Origin of the sequence: Lawsonella clevelandensis (assembly GCF_003241315.1) — a bacterium.
Taxonomy (GTDB): domain Bacteria; phylum Actinomycetota; class Actinomycetes; order Mycobacteriales; family Mycobacteriaceae; genus Lawsonella; species Lawsonella clevelandensis_A.
The window spans coordinates 61,091-76,073 of sequence record NZ_QFOZ01000005.1 but is presented as its reverse complement, the minus strand read 5'-3'; the positions used below and the strand labels follow the sequence as shown (position 1 = coordinate 76,073).

Below are 14,983 nucleotides of genomic sequence, written 5' to 3'. Positions count from 1 at the left end.
AGATACAGGCTTCATCACGTACTGACCTTTCAACTGAAATACATCTCTAAAAAATTTTAGTGAGCACAGTAAACCACACTCTCTGCTTCCGTGGGAGCCCTACTTTTGCGGCGAGGCTAGAGGGATTCCATTAATGAAACCAGTACAACCGTTACGGATATTTTTAAAGTGCCTGTAAAAGACACAAAATCCGTAGAAATTATCGGTCTCTCGCTACTTTTATAGAGAGAAACCGTTACTGATAATTCCTTATCAGTAACGGTTTTCTTGTGTATACGTATTCTTTTTGTGACTTATCTTTACCTGATATTTCAGTGGGATACTCGCAAGGTATTCACCGCACACGCATCCACACTGTTCCGCACTGTCCAGGCGTATCTGACTATCCGAAGCGGCCGGAGATGTAGTCTTCTGTGGCCTTATTATCCGGGTTGGAGAAGATCTTAGAGGTGGGGCCTACTTCTACTAGCTGCCCAGGTTTGCCGGTTTCTTCCAGGTTGAAGAATGCGGTGTCATCGGAGACGCGGGCTGCCTGCTGCATATTGTGCGTGACAATAACGATAGTGAAGTTTTCCTTCAGCTGGCTCATAAGGTCTTCAATGGCCAACGTGGAGATGGGGTCCAGGGCGGAGCAGGGCTCGTCCATCAGGAGTACTTCAGGTTCTACAGCAATAGCGCGGGCAATGCAGAGACGCTGCTGCTGTCCACCGGAAAGGGAACCACCGGGAATGGTGAGGCGGTCTTTAACCTCATCCCACAAGTTAGCGGCACGTAGGGAGCGTTCCACTATCTCGTTTTTTTCTTCCTTGGAGACGCGTCGCTGTAGTTTCAGGCCAGCGATGACGTTGTCTTCAATGGACATGGTGGGGAATGGGTTTGGCCGCTGGAATACCATGCCGATAGTGCAGCGGAGGGAGACGGGGTCTACTTGGGGGTCGTAAATGTTTTGGCCATCAAGGAGGACTTCGCCTGTGCAGTAGGCTCCGGGGGTAACTTCGTGCATGCGGTTGAGAGTGCGGAGCACTGTGGATTTACCGCAGCCGGACGGTCCAATGAAGGCCATTACCGAGCGAGGAGCGACCGAGAGGGAAATATCTTTCACGGCATGAAAATCACCGTAGTAGATATTCACATCTTTCATGTCGAGTCGTTTTGCCATGGCTTATTCTTACTCTTTCTTTCCGGCTAGACGGTTTTTGGGGCGATGGCCTTGGCGATTACGCGGGCCAAGATATTGAGAATTGCGATAAGGATAACAAGGGTGAGGGCACTGCCCCAGAGTGTTGCAGAGTCCGCGTAGTCTGGGGTGACGCGGAAGGCATCATACATGTAGAGGGTGAGGGAGCTCTGCGGACCGTGGAACAGGTCGTAGTTGAAGGCGCGGGTGGAGCCTACCAGGATGATGACGGGTGCGGATTCGCCCATCACGCGGGCAATGGCCAGCATAATGCCAGAGGCGATACCGGATGCTGCGGTGGGGAGAACAATTTTAATAATTGTCTTCCATTTGGGGATACCCAGTGCGTAGGAAGCTTCTCGTAGGTCTTGGGGAACGACCTTCAGCATTTCTTCTGTATTTCGCACGATGACGGGAATCATCAGCAGAATAAGCGCGAGGGTGACGGCGAAGCCGGAGCGATCAAATCGTAGGATACTGACCCATACGGTGTAGATGAAGAGTGCTGCCACAATGGAGGGGACACCGGAAAGGATATCCACCATGAAGGTGGTTATCCGTCCGAGTACTTTTCCTTGACCGTATTCCACCAGGTAGATGGCAATGGCTAGGCCGATGGGGACGGAGATTACCGTACACATGGCTACTTGCAGCAGGGTGCCGGCAATAGCGTGTCCAACGCCTTTATCATCGGGGGCGAAACCGAGGTCACCGTTATTCCACCAGGAGAAGTGTGCAATAGCGGGGGCGCCTTTGATGATGACGGTGGCGAGAACCCAAATGAGTGGGATCAGAGCCAGGATCAGGCAGAGCCAGATGAGGAATGTGGCATTCCGGTCGGCTGCCTTGCGGCGCTTCGCGAGGGGTTCGAATCCGACTATTTTAAGTGGACCGTCTTCCTTCTTAGCTTTTGCGAGGTGGGTGAAGGTGGTGTTGGTGTGGGAGCTGTCGTCAACTGCAACTTGTGACATTTACTTCCCCTTCCGTGCGAGTACGCCACGGGCGATACTGTTGACGATGAAGGTGAGAACGAAGAGCACTAGACCAGCGGCGATGTAAGCACCGGTGGAGAGTGGGTCTTTGAACTCAGCGGCGGATTGTGCGATGAGGGTGGCGAAGGTAGTACCGGAGTCGAAGAGGGAACCTCCGAAAGTACCACCGGCAATCACCATGAAGAGTGCCATCGTTTCACCAAGTGCACGGCCAAGCCCCAGCATGGCGCCGGAGATAAGGCCAGACCGTCCGAAGGGAAGGACAGCAAGTTTAATCATTTCCCAGCGAGTTGCACCAAGCCCCAGAGCTGCTTCAATTTGTCCTTTGGGGGTTTGGTTGAAGACTTCGCGGGCGGTGGAGGTGATGATGGGGAGGATCATGATAGCTAGTACTACCGCGCCGGTGAAGACGGTGCGGGCAGTACCTAGCGGTGGATCTGTGGGCTCCGAGTATAGGAAGGGGATAACGCTACCGAGTGTGCGCGATATCCATTTAAAGACGGGCCCGAGGAAGGGGCCGAGTACGCCGGCGCCCCAGATGCCGTAAACGATGGAGGGTACTGCAGCCAGCAGATCCACTGTGTATACCAGTGGTGCTTTCAGCTTTTGCGGGCAGTACATGGAGAGGAACAGCGAGATACCCAGGGAGATGGGTAATGCCAGGATAAGTGCTACCAACGAGACAACGATAGTTGTCCAAAAGAGGTTGGAGATACCAAATTCCATGGCGTCCGGATCATCCGTAGACCAGGGGCCATCGTAGGTAAAGAAGTTAACGGTGTCGTGCTGTAACGCGGGAATAGCGTTCCAGAGAAGGAAGATACCAATAGAGGCGATGACGACGACAATGAAGATGCCTGCGCCTTTCATCGCACCCGCGAAGAAATTGTCTTGTTTCTGGGTGCCTTTACTCATTTATTTGCCGCCTCTACTGTGGCCATAAGTTTCTTCTGGTAGCTGGGCGGTAGTGGGATGTAACCGTGGGTACTCACGATTTTCTGTCCTTCTGTGAGGGCACTGCGGAGGAACGTTTGGAGGCGTTCTCTGTCATCCTTCGAATAGCCAGCTGAGCAGAAGATTTCGTAGGTGGTCAGAAGGAAGGGGTAGGCGCCTGGCTTATTCAGCGTGTATAGGTGTTCCGTATCAACTACACGGTTAAGACTATTGTCGCGGAAACGAATATGGTCCAAAGCGCGGCCAGCTGAAGCATCCGTCATAGCGACGGGGCCAGAACCGAAGTCGAGGTGGACGGTTTGCATCTTCTTGGCGTATCCGCCCTCAACATAGGTAATGGAGTATTCGTTACCCATGACGTCTCCGGCTACACCAGCGGAGCCTTGCGCACCATTGCCAACTCCCTGCCATACTTTACCGACGGCATCGGCTTTCCATACCTTGGGTGCAGTGTAGGCCAGGAATTTTTGCACGTTGTCGGTGGTACCGGACTTATCGGAACGGAAGATGACGTTAATGTGCTCGTCCGGCAGGGTTTTACCGGGGTTGAGTTTCTTAATACGGGCATCATTCCATTTGGTGATGTCGCCCTTAAAGACTTTCGCTAGCGCGTCTGCGGTAAGGACTAGGCCGTCCACACCGGGCAGATTGTAGGCGATAGCAACGGGGCTAATAACAAGGGGAAGATGCCAGGCGGGATGGCCTTTGCAGCGATCCAGGGAGCGTTTCGCCTCGTCTGCATCGAGTGGGGAATCTGAGCCACCAAAGACAACAACGCTTTCCAGGAACTTTTGCACGCCGGCACCTGAACCAGTGGCGTTGTAGGCCAGGTTAAGACCGTGTTCACGAATAAGAACGTCCGCAAATAGGTTGATGGCGTTTTGTTGCGAGGTGGCGCCTTCTCCCGTCAGGGTGCCATTGGTGTTATCTGGATTACCAGCGCAGCCGGTAAGCAGTGTACTGACTGCACAGAGAGCCAGTAGTGTTTTTCTCATACGCGTTTTCGCGCGACGGGGGCGAAAAGCAGTGTCGTCTAACGTGTCCATACGCCTATTAACCGTACCTGTAGGAGGTGCTTTTATACCTCCTTGGGAAGGTGAATAGTTGGTGAAATAAGTCGAGGTAGAGTGTCTATCTTGGTTCTGTTAGAGGATACTTGCAGCGATCGTAACGGTAGGCCACGTCGCAACGAGAAATAGTGAATCCATGGCGTTCATAAACTTTCAATGCAGCTGTATTGTCACCTTCCACATACAGGATAAATTGTGAAACATGACGTGTAGCTAGCTGACGCAGTGCTAGAGAGGTAAGGACTGTCCCAATCCGCTGTCCTTGCATGGCAGGGTCCACGCCAACGAGGTAGAGCTCACCTATCTTCCCTGTAGATAGTTCCGTAGACGCGTCTGTGGAAACACCGTGTATTTTTGTCCACACAAACCCAGCGACACGCGGTCTCGCTCCAGATGTCCCCGACACGGCACCGGCATCGCCAAAAGTTGTACTGCCGTCGCCGGGAGCCAGCGCCACAAAACAGTCGTCTGAAGTAAACCAGGGTTCATTTCGGTGCGATACAACTTGTGCCGTATCCCATCCGCTCTGCTCCGGGTGCCATGAGAAAGCCGCGTTGTTGACGCGCACTATTTCCGCATTCATAGCAGTCTCCCCAAACCGATTATCGGCTTCGGTGAAGGTAAGAATTTCACTATTCGCAGGAAGAGAGGGAAGGGCGGTGGTGAGATTTGCTGGTGAACAACTCATTTGTAGTAGTTCCCGCGAGCGTTCTAAATGTAGTTTTTGCGCTAGGTGTGATGCTGCAGATAAATCCCCATGTGCCCACACCATTGGGCGCTTGTCAGCGTCGTCTGCGGTACCACTATCGTCAGGCTGTGCAGAATAGTCTGTAGCTGAGCCGAGCAGTGTACACAGGAGCTTCTCTCCTATTCCTTGCCGCCTATACAGGGGATGTACAACTACCTCAATAGTGGGAATCCGTCGGCAATCAACATTCCCATACCCTACGAGACATCCTTCTTCTAGCGCCCATGCGTGGATAACTGCGGGGTCTGAATCTGCACAAATAAGTGCCTCAGCTTGTTCTGATAGGGGCTCAACTCCATCACTGGATAGTGCCGCCGCACACACAAGTTTGGCTTGTGCTGTTAACTGCGCAGGAAAAGCACTATTACACAGTAATTCTGCCACGAGTTTTATCCTTCCAGCGAAGTAGTTTTACACGGAGTAGCTTTAAGCGGATTATCGGTCTTCCTGCCAGAGGTAGACTCGACTGCTTTATATCCAACATTGCGGACAGTGGTAATAAGCGCTTCGTACTCTGGTCCAAGTTTGGCGCGTAGGCGGCGCACGTGAACATCCACTGTGCGAGTTCCCCCTACGAAGTCATATCCCCACACTTCCTGCAGTAGTTGGGTTCTACTGAATACCCGGCCAGGATGTTGGCAGAGGAACTTCAGCAATTCAAATTCTTTATACGCTAAATCTAGGGGGCGTCCTTTTAGACGGGCGACATACGTGTTTTCATCGATCAGAAGATCCCCCAAGGTAATAACGCCGTCCTCCGCATCACCACTGTTTTCTTGTAAGCGAGCCACCACCATTCGCAGTCGCGCGTCCACCTCAGCGGGACTGGCCGTGGTAAGAAGAAGATCGTCTACTTTCCACTCGGGGCTTAGCGCAACAAGACCACCTTCTGTGAATATGGAGATGACGGGGAGGGTGCACACTGTCGCTAAAGAACCACAGAAAGAACGCATCTCGGCAAGGTTATTACGGGAATCTACCAGGACAACGTCATATTCGTTGTCTTCCAGGAAAATACGGAGATCGGGAGCACATACCACCACAGTATGGGGGAGTAAATCGAGAGCTGGTATGACGGAGGCATTGTCCGTCTCATGGCTTAACATGAGGATGCGCATACGCTCTCCCTTCGAGGTACCTGTTACCTGCTAGGCGGACGCATCACCCCACCGCAACGTAACACCTATGCGCATAAGTAACCGTTGGTCACGCATTACTACTTCCCGCTTATTCTACCCACTCACCAACTATGCGGTTACAGAGCCTTACAGAACCCATATGCTTACCATGCTCACACAGTCACTGTGTCTATAGTTACTGTGCCTGTGACTACTGAACCTGTGGCTGCTGAGCCTGTAGCTACTAGGTCATAGAGAATTAATAGTCCACAATAGAGGTATGCGCATGCCGAATACGACAGTGAAAAAGTGGCTCACTGGGCTCGCCATTGTGGTGTTAGTCCTTGGCCTAGCGGAAATTGCGGTCTCTTCCTACGCGGAAAAGATGCTCGCTAATGTTCTTCTCGCTAATGCGCGTATTCGTACACGCCCAGACGTCGCCTTCAAATCCTTCCCCAATATTGCCAAACTCCCTACCGGACATAGTGGCGATCTGCTTATTAACCTCAATGATGAGCCAGACGCCTCCCCCGATATCCCCCGCGCTAACGTACAGGTTGAATACTCCAACCTGAAATTCAACCAGCATGATCTCTTCGCCGGAAAACTTCACGATTTTAGTTTTGGAGAAGGCACCGGCCGCGTCTACATTTCCGGCAGTGCGCTCGCTGAGCACTCCGGCATCAGCGATCTTCAGTTTCAAGCGGGTACGAATGCCTCTCCCGCCGGTGCTGGAGAAGATAAGGGACTCCTCACCGGAACCCTCCCTCTTGATTGCGGACATAAGCAACGTAACTCGGTGTATGTGCAAGTTCGCGCCCACGTATTCTTCTGGAAAGAAGGACAGCGGCTAGAAATAGACCCTGAGGATCTCCTAATTTTTAAGGACAAGACGAAAGATTCCAGCGTTGCCCCCTGCCCCGTCAATGATGCGAACAGGAAGAAAGTCTTTGACCGTCTTTCGCTAAGCCTCTATGTTCCCTCGCTCCCCCTCGGCATCACTCCACAGTTAGCCTACGCGCAGGCCGGCAACCTTGTTATCGTTGGTCCCACTGCCCAATCGCCTATCACGGGCAAAAACACTGCTCGCTACCCCGGAGGGACGTCCACAAAAGTTCGCTGGGAGAACCTCGCAAACTATTTCAAATTCGCGCCACAATAATGCTGCAAGAACATTGTCACCAATTACCCTAGATATGGGAATGCACCTTCGCGACATACTACATCCCAGACTGCACAGATATTTCAGACTGCACAGATATTCCAGAAGGAGAATAAGCACGTGGTAGTAACAATGCAGATCCTCCTTATCTTGGTAGCTCTTGCGCAAGCAGCTGGCATGGTGGCTGTTTTTATTCGCAACTATCGTCGTGTTCCCACAGGTATATACGATGACGGCACCGACAATACCTACACGAGCCAGGCGGACGATAACGACTCCGCTGTTTTCCGCAGCGCGGCACCCGTCCACACCAACTTGGCGGAAACAGGATCCAACACCGTAGAGCCCACTGTTATCGGAGACAGTACAACCAACACTGACAGCACAGCCGCAGGTGGCGGCACAGCCAGAGACCACAGCGCAGCTAGAGACCACAGCGCAGCGAGAAGCGGTGAAACAGTTCGCCGCTCCCTCCGGACACGCGATAGTCGCTCCACCCGTCCACACCGGCGCGCCAATAGACGTAACTACTAAAATTTCATACGCACGCACAAACACTCACCCCGTCACCACCGCAACGAGAGAATCGAACACCTATGACTGACACGAACAACACCGCAAGCAGCACTCCCCTTACCGGCAATGAAGCTATTACCAAAGCAGAAGAGATAGCCGCCTCCACATCCGGTCTTAATATCCCTGCCCTGGAGGGACTCCCCATTGCCGACGACACCGCCAACCTGCGCTACGGCCCCGATATTCATGAAGGTCTGCTTGCTCTCCTTCCTCTGGTAGGTGTGTGGCGTGGTACGGGCGTGGGTAACTATCCAGAAGCCACCCCCACCGAGGAAGAAGCCAAAAACGAGCAGGGTGATTTCGCTTTTGGGCAGCAGCTTATCGTTTCCCATAATGGTGAAAACTACCTGTGCTGGGATTCCCGCACTTGGCGTCTTGACGGCGAAGGCTCCGTCACTAACCCAGATGTTCGCGAAAGCGGCTTCTGGCGCATTAGCGCAAGCGACGACATTGAGCTGCTTGTCTGCACCAGCACTGGTCTTTCCGAGCTTTATCTAGGGAAGCCTCTCAACGAGCGTGCCTGGGAACTAACTACTGACGTCTCCCTCGCCTCCCCCACCGGCCAGGATCTTGGCCGCGGTAAACGCCTCTATGGCCTGGTTGAAGGCACTGATTTGGGATGGGTGGAAGAGCGCGAAGTGAAAGGTGAATTCGTTCCCCGCATGTCGGCTCGCCTTAGCCGCATTATTGGCTAAAGAGTACAGACTAACGTGTGCCGATATCGCGGTTTTAGGCGATCATCGCGGTTTTAGGCGGTGAGGAATCGACGCTCTGGCGTTGGTTCCACTGCCACTACCTGTACATCTTCCGGCAGATTATCGGGTAGGACGTGCGTTACCACCACTACAGTCTGCTGTGCGGTAAAGATATCGTCAGCGGTAAGAATGCGCTGCATCATCATTCGCATATCCACTTTATCCATGTGTTCTGTGGGTTCATCCAAGAACACTACTGGCCGCTGTGACAGTAAGGCACGCGCCAGTAGGATACGGCGACGCTCCCCACCGGAGACAGCTTCTGCACCGCCAACGAGATGAGTATTAATGCCGTCGGGAAGGTTATCAAGCCACTCCCCTAAACCGACTTTCTGCAGCGCTGCCGTCGCTGTCTCAACAGTGACATTACCGGTGGCTACCTGCAGATTCTCCAGTACTGTTGTGTCGAAAATATGGGCGTCCTCGGGAAAAACACCCACTGTACTGCGGAGACTTTTCTCTTCTGCTACAGCAACATCCACCCCATAGAGAAGCGCTGTGCCCTGCACCGGGGGGAGGAGCCCCGCCATAGTAGACAATAGTGTCGTTTTACCAATACCGGACGGGCCCACAATAACCATGCGTTCACCAGGGGTAAGGCAAAAAGTGAGTGGGTTATTCAGTGGACGTGCCTTATCCCAGCCAGCTACCAGATGGTCAACTTGCACTGCTGGTGCTGTTGCAGGGAGTGGTGACGGTAGCGGGGTGCCACCGGTTTCACGTGGCGGGGTGAGTAATTCACGTAACCGGCGTAATGCTGCACGGGATTGCACAAATTGTTGGGCCGCAACCGGTAATTGATCGGATGCTTCGAAAGCTGCCAGCGGCAGCAGGGACATCATTAATAGTGTGGTGGGCTGCATGGCGGTTGTTTCCGCAAACGCTACGCCTGCACCATTTTGCGCATACAGAATAATGCCAATGAGGAGGCATGCCAGCACCGTTATCCAGGTGGCGACGGGGCCAATAGCTGAAGCTATTGCGTTGGGAGCAGCGCTGCGGTCTTCTTCCTCTAAGGTGCGGACGCCTGCCTGGTCGGCGGAATCAATAACTGTGTCTAGGCGGCCAGCAACAGCAAGTTCGGGAGCATGATCCATCACGGTGACGACGTCCGCATACAGATCGTGTTCGGCATCTGCACGGGCTTCCTCCGCCTCCGTGTAGGAACGTGCCGATAGCCAGGGTACTAGTATGCCGGAGATCAGCAGTGCAATGGCCATAACAAGTCCGGCCCAAGGAGAGAGAATACTCATCCACACAATGGCCACAATATCCAGTACAAGCGCTACGAAGGCGGGGATAATACCTCGCACAATAAGATCCCCCACTGCGTCAACATCGGCACCGAGACGGGCCAGGAAATCCCCTTTCCGCATGCGTAGTACTACTGTGGGATCTCCCGCAGCTAGATGGTTGTAGATTGTTTCACGAGCATTCACAAGCCCTTTGAGGGCAACATTATGGGAGGCCAGGCGGTCAAGGTAACGGAAAACAGCACGTGATATGCCCAGCGCGCGCACGCATGTCACAGAGAGGGTAATGGCAGCCACCAGAGGCTTCTGCCATGTGCGGGCAATAAGCCAGGCTGATAAACCAGCCAACCCCAACGCAGAGAGAAGGGTGAGGCTCCCCACGACAATGGCGAGAATAACTCGCCACGTATTCATTCGTAGGAGGTCGAAAGCAAGACGAAGTTCTTTCACTGTCCCTCCTCCCTATCACGCCGGTGAACATTCACAACGGTGTCCGCTGCCTGCAGTAATTTGTCGCGGTGGCCCACAATGAGGATCGTGTCCCCAGCGGCGGCACGTTCCCGCAGTCTGGCGATAACGCGGTCTTCGGCCTCCCCGTCAAGGTGAGCGGTGGGTTCGTCCAAAAGTATGACGTGGCGGGTAGTGTCGGCAAGAGTGCGTGTGAGTGCTAGACGCTGCCGCTGTCCCAGGCTGAGGCCTATACCACCGGAGCCAAGCCAGGTATCGTAGCCGTCAGGTAATTGCTCGATAACGTGGTTAAAGCCTGTTTGCTGGGCAGCCTGCACAATGGCATCGGTTATATTCCCTGCAGAAGGATCTGTAGAAGGACCTGCAGAGCGTCCTATAGAAGTTACGGATCCTAGCAGATTGTCGCGGACAGTACCGGCAATAATGGCCGGCCGCTGTGGTAGCCAACTCATGTGCTCCCACAAGTACTCGGTGGGAATGTTGCGTACTGGGTGCCCATCGATAAGGACTGTTCCGTGTATTCCGGAGTCTTCTGGCATCATGCCGGGCATTCCTAGGATGGTTAAGAGGCTTGTGGATTTGCCAACACCGTTAGCACCCGTCAGAACAGTAATATGGCCAGGTTCGGCAGTAAATGAAAGCTGGTAGGGGGCATAGCCGCCACGCGAGGTAATAGTGAGGTCCGTGACGTCAATGCGGCTAGCCGGGGAAAGTGCAGCAGGCTCTCGTTCAACAGAGTCTGGTTCGTGCTGTGTCTTTTCTTCGGCTAGGGCAATAGCTGTGAAGGCGCGATCGGCAGCATATTGGCCGTCTTCGGAATCGTGGAATTTGGATCCCACAGTGCGCAGTGGTTTATAGACTTCCGCCACAAGAATGAGCACAAAAATAGCGTTAAAAAGGGGAACTTCCCCGGTGTATCCCATCAAGCGAAAACCAAGCTCTACGGCGACGAGGGCAACGCAGAGAGTGGAGAGAAGTTCTAGTACTGCACTGGAGAGGAAGGCAATACGCAGCGACGCCATGGTGGCATTGAAGTGTTCCTGGCCAATTCGGCGAACAGTGCGGGCGGGGCCTTTCTCCCTCCCCAGGGAAATTAATGTAGGCAGGCCAGCCACAAGATCCAGCAGAGTACTAGAGAGTGTCTTCATGGATTCAAGGTGACGCCGGGTGCGTTCCTCGGTAAGTTTGCCAACAAGGATCATGAAGATGGGGATAAGCGGGATAGTAATAGCGATAATGACGGCGGAACGCCAGTCGGCGCACAGAATAGCTATCCAGGTGAGGGGGCTGACGGTAACAGCCAGCATGAGGGCCGGAATGTAGCTGATGAGGTAGGTGGGGAGCCCGTCGAGGCCAGAGGTAGCGACGGTGCGGAGTTCGTCGCGGTGGGCGGCCAGCACTCGAGGGTTGGTGTGGCGGGCCGCGCGCAGGAGGGAAAGTCGGAGGTCGAGGACGACGCGTCCAGCAGCGCGGTGTGCGTACCGGTCTTGTACCCATCCGGTGACGGCGCGCAGCACAATCATTGCCGCGAGGAGGCTAAGTTCTAGCGCCCAGTCGCTGATGTGGCGGTGTGTGGGCTGGGTGATAATTCCGGCAGTGACACGCGCAATGCACCAGGCCACCACAATCATTTGTGTGGCAATAAGAACGCCGACAACGACCGAGAGAACCAGGTATCTGCGGGCGCTTCGGGAAGCTTTCCACAGCCGTGGATCAATAGGTGGTTGTCGGCGTTCTTGTGTTTTTTTCACAGGTTAAAGGCTACCTAATTTTTCCGTTAGGCGGCCGCTTCTAGACCAAGTCCGTCAGGGATAAGAGCCGTGGTCAGGCGCTTGCGGAAGACCCAGAAAGTCCAGGCCTGGTAAGCGATGACAATAGGCGTCATAATGCCGGCGGCGATGGTCATGACCTTCAGCGTGTAGTGGCTGGAGGAGGCGTTGTAGATACTGAGCGAGAAGCCACCCTCCAGTGTGCTCGGCATGAGGTACGGGTAGAGGGAGCCGAACAGCAGCAGGACAACACCGGCAATGGTGAGGCACATGAGGCCGAAGGAGACAGCTTCCTGCCCACGCCAGGCCAGCACTACAGCCACGATGAGGGCAACTGCGGCGATAGCCAGGGCCGCCCACGTCCAGCCTTTACCGTGCGCCAGCTGGGTCCACAGGCCGAACGCAGCCACCACAATGATGGTGGGGATAGCGACATAGCGAACAGCCTTCAGTGCGGACTCGCGCACAATTCCTTCGGTTCGCAGCGCCAGGAATACTCCACCGTGCAGTGTGAACAGCAGCAGAGTAGCCAGGCCACCGAGAATGCCGTAGGGGTTCAGTAGGCCCCACAGGGAAGTGAGAACATTCTTGTCTGCGTCGATTTCAACGCCTTCCACAATGTTGGCGAAAGCCACACCCCAGAGGAGTGCCGGTAGCAGGGAACCGACGAAGAATCCAATATCCCAGGCCTTGTGCCAGCCTTTAGATTCAATCTTGCCGCGGAACTCAATGGAGACGTTGCGCCAGATGAGGGCCAGCAAGATAAGGAAGAGTGCTAGATAGAAGCCGCTAAATAAGGTTGCGTACCATTGCGGGAAGGAGGCGAAGAGGGCACCACCACCGGTGAGTAGCCACACTTCATTGCCATCCCAGTGCGGACCGACCGTGTTGAGAACAACACGACGCTTCTTTTCTTGCACTTCAGGATTATCGTGACGGGACACGAACGGTGCCAAAATACCAACGCCGAAGTCAAAGCCTTCTAGCACGAAGTAGCCGAAGAAGAGGACTGCGACTAGAACAAACCACGTGATTTGCAAACCCATGTCAGTAACCTCCTCTTAGTAGGCGAAGGAGAGCGGAGTGGGGTCCCCGTTCTCGTCGTGAGCGTAGTCGGGATAGCCGTCGTTATCGTCGTCCTTAAACTCAGGCAGTGGCTCCTTGTCAGCTGGCCTTAGGCCCACAGCTGTGTAGCGACGCATGAGGTAGAACCAGACAACGGCGAGGATGAGATAGACCAGGGTGAACCCAATGACGGAAATCCACACTTCATGGGGTGCCAGCGGGGACACAGCCTCGTCTACGGTGAGGTGAATACGCGGATCTCCAGAGGGGTTCGGGTGGACAATCCAGGGTTGGCGTCCCATCTCCGTCATAATCCATCCAAGAGCGTGGCCGATGAAGGGGAAGGGCAAGCAGAAGACAGCGAAACGCTCGAAGTGTTTGCTGCTTGGCATCTTGCCCTTACTGGTAACGACAAGCCCAATAATGGCGAGGATAAGGCTGAAGACACCCATTGCGATCATAAGGCGGAAGCACCAGTAGGTGACGAGGATATTGGGGCGATAATCACCGGGCCCATACATCTTCTCGTACTTGTGTTGGAGGTTTTCAATGCCTTCCACGGTAACACCGGAGGTCTTACCGTCGATGAGCCACGAGAGCATACCGGGAATACCCATGATCTCATCGGCATTCTCGCAGTTATTCCCGGGGGCTTTGGAGAGGAGGGAAAGGTTGGGGTCTGTTTCAGTCTTGCAGAGAACTTCCGCAGAGGCGGCCTTCATGGGCTGATCGTCAAATACCCACTGCATTTGGTAGTGACCGGAAACAATAACAAGAATTCCGGAGATGATCATGACGAGAAGACCCAGACGGAACGCCGGACGGAAAACCGTTTCGGCGTCTTTTATGGTGTGTGCACCAATAGAGTCTTTGGCGGCCTTCTTGGCAGCTTTCTTAGCAGCCTTATCTGTAGCTTTCTCTACCGCACTACCCTCTGCGACGTTGCTTTGGAGAAGAGTGTTCTGTGCGGGATTGTTCTGGGAATAGTTTCGCACAATGCGGGACATCCACCATCCGGCAATACCGGCCACGAACGTAGCGGAAAGCAGGAAGGATGCGGAAATAACGTGGGCGAAGGCGAGCAGGCCCGCGGGGTTACCAAGTAGTTTCCCGAAGTCAACGAGTTCGGCACGTCCTGTTTCTGGGTTGTATTCGGCTCCAACTGGATGCTGCATGAAGCCGTTAGCGGTAATAATCCAGAAAGCTGAGATATTGGTTGCTAGTGCAAATGCCCAGGCAGACGCCAAGTGGGCTTTGCGCGATAGGCGACCCCAGCCGAAGATCCAGAGTCCTAGGAAAGTGGACTCTAGGAAGAACGCCATGAGGCCTTCGAAAGCGAGCGGTGCACCGAATACGTCACCGACATAGGCAGAATACCCGGACCAGTTCATGCCGAACTGGAATTCCTGCACGATGCCAGTTGCGACACCGAGGGCAAAGTTGATGACCATCAACTTACCGAAGAATTTGGTAGCGCGGTACCATCCCTCCTTCTTCGTACCCATCCAGATGGATTGCATAATAGCGACAAGGACCGTAAGGCCCAGCGTCAATGGTACGAAGATGAAGTGATAGACCGTCGTGATCCCGAATTGCCACCGGGATAGGTCTAAAACATCCATTGAAGCGACTCCGTTTTGCGTGGCATTGCTGCCATTGCGGTGATCCCGATAGTTCTCGGGCCTAAGCCTAACTTAACAGGACAGCCAGCTAGGGTGAACCTGAATGAGACAGACTGTCGCATTATTTGCCATAAAAATCCGTTGTAATAATGGAATTATTTTTTCGATTTATTAAAGACCGTATGTGACCGGCATTTATAGTGGCATCGATCACAATTTATAAGTCTGGTTAATGACATAATTTGGCAATATCG

General features: G+C 53.8%; 13 protein-coding genes. 3 read left to right on the top strand and 10 right to left on the bottom strand.

Annotated features, from left to right (window positions below; translation table 11 throughout):
* Positions 1-382 precede the first annotated feature (382 nt).
* From pstB to DI579_RS04915, 6 genes are all read right to left on the bottom strand, one after another.
* Positions 383-1,159: a phosphate ABC transporter ATP-binding protein PstB gene (gene pstB, locus DI579_RS04940; RefSeq protein ID WP_290599230.1), complete on the bottom strand. Its 777-nt coding sequence runs from the start codon at positions 1,157-1,159 to the stop codon at positions 383-385.
* Between the two features lie 26 nt (positions 1,160-1,185).
* The gene (pstA, locus tag DI579_RS04935; RefSeq protein ID WP_290599229.1) at positions 1,186-2,148 is read right to left on the bottom strand and encodes a phosphate ABC transporter permease PstA; all 963 of its coding nucleotides are present in this window, start codon (positions 2,146-2,148) and stop codon (positions 1,186-1,188) included.
* Positions 2,149-3,084, bottom strand: a complete 936-nt coding sequence (gene pstC / locus DI579_RS04930; RefSeq protein ID WP_290599228.1) for a phosphate ABC transporter permease subunit PstC — start codon at positions 3,082-3,084, stop codon at positions 2,149-2,151. It abuts the gene before it with no gap.
* Complete coding sequence (gene pstS / locus DI579_RS04925; RefSeq protein WP_303678817.1) at positions 3,081-4,169, bottom strand: phosphate ABC transporter substrate-binding protein PstS; 1,089 nt, start codon at positions 4,167-4,169, stop codon at positions 3,081-3,083. The genes pstC and pstS overlap by 4 nt, the downstream gene beginning before the upstream one ends.
* An 85-nt stretch (positions 4,170-4,254) precedes the next feature.
* Entirely contained in the window at positions 4,255-5,325 is a 1,071-nt protein-coding gene (gene mshD / locus DI579_RS04920; protein ID WP_290599225.1) for a mycothiol synthase, read from the bottom strand.
* Positions 5,326-5,330: 5 nt separating this feature from the next.
* Complete coding sequence (locus DI579_RS04915; RefSeq protein WP_303678816.1) at positions 5,331-6,059, bottom strand: response regulator transcription factor; 729 nt, start codon at positions 6,057-6,059, stop codon at positions 5,331-5,333.
* Between the two features lie 280 nt (positions 6,060-6,339).
* Here DI579_RS04915 and DI579_RS04910 point away from each other — a divergent pair, with 280 nt between their 5' ends.
* From DI579_RS04910 to DI579_RS04900, 3 genes are all read left to right on the top strand, one after another.
* Complete coding sequence (locus DI579_RS04910; RefSeq protein ID WP_303678815.1) at positions 6,340-7,221, top strand: DUF2993 domain-containing protein; 882 nt, start codon at positions 6,340-6,342, stop codon at positions 7,219-7,221.
* 120 nt (positions 7,222-7,341) lie between these two features.
* Entirely contained in the window at positions 7,342-7,755 is a 414-nt protein-coding gene (locus DI579_RS04905) for a hypothetical protein (RefSeq protein ID WP_290599221.1), read from the top strand.
* Positions 7,756-7,817: 62 nt separating this feature from the next.
* Positions 7,818-8,492 (top strand): FABP family protein, encoded by a 675-nt coding sequence (locus DI579_RS04900; RefSeq protein WP_290599220.1) that lies wholly within the window; start codon positions 7,818-7,820, stop codon positions 8,490-8,492.
* Between the two features lie 53 nt (positions 8,493-8,545).
* Here DI579_RS04900 and cydC read toward each other — a convergent pair whose 3' ends face one another.
* From cydC to DI579_RS04880, 4 genes are read right to left on the bottom strand one after another with little or no spacing between them, the layout of a single operon-like run.
* Positions 8,546-10,255 carry a thiol reductant ABC exporter subunit CydC gene (cydC, locus tag DI579_RS04895; RefSeq protein WP_303678814.1) on the bottom strand — a complete coding sequence of 570 codons (1,710 nt, stop codon included), beginning with the start codon at positions 10,253-10,255 and terminating at the stop codon, positions 8,546-8,548.
* Positions 10,252-12,024 (bottom strand): thiol reductant ABC exporter subunit CydD, encoded by a 1,773-nt coding sequence (gene cydD / locus DI579_RS04890; RefSeq protein ID WP_290599218.1) that lies wholly within the window; start codon positions 12,022-12,024, stop codon positions 10,252-10,254. The genes cydC and cydD overlap by 4 nt, the downstream gene beginning before the upstream one ends.
* Positions 12,025-12,050: 26 nt before the next feature.
* Positions 12,051-13,088: a cytochrome d ubiquinol oxidase subunit II gene (gene cydB, locus DI579_RS04885; RefSeq protein WP_290599217.1), complete on the bottom strand. Its 1,038-nt coding sequence runs from the start codon at positions 13,086-13,088 to the stop codon at positions 12,051-12,053.
* Between the two features lie 15 nt (positions 13,089-13,103).
* Positions 13,104-14,729 (bottom strand): cytochrome ubiquinol oxidase subunit I, encoded by a 1,626-nt coding sequence (locus DI579_RS04880; RefSeq protein WP_290599216.1) that lies wholly within the window; start codon positions 14,727-14,729, stop codon positions 13,104-13,106.
* Positions 14,730-14,983: the final 254 nt, after the last annotated feature.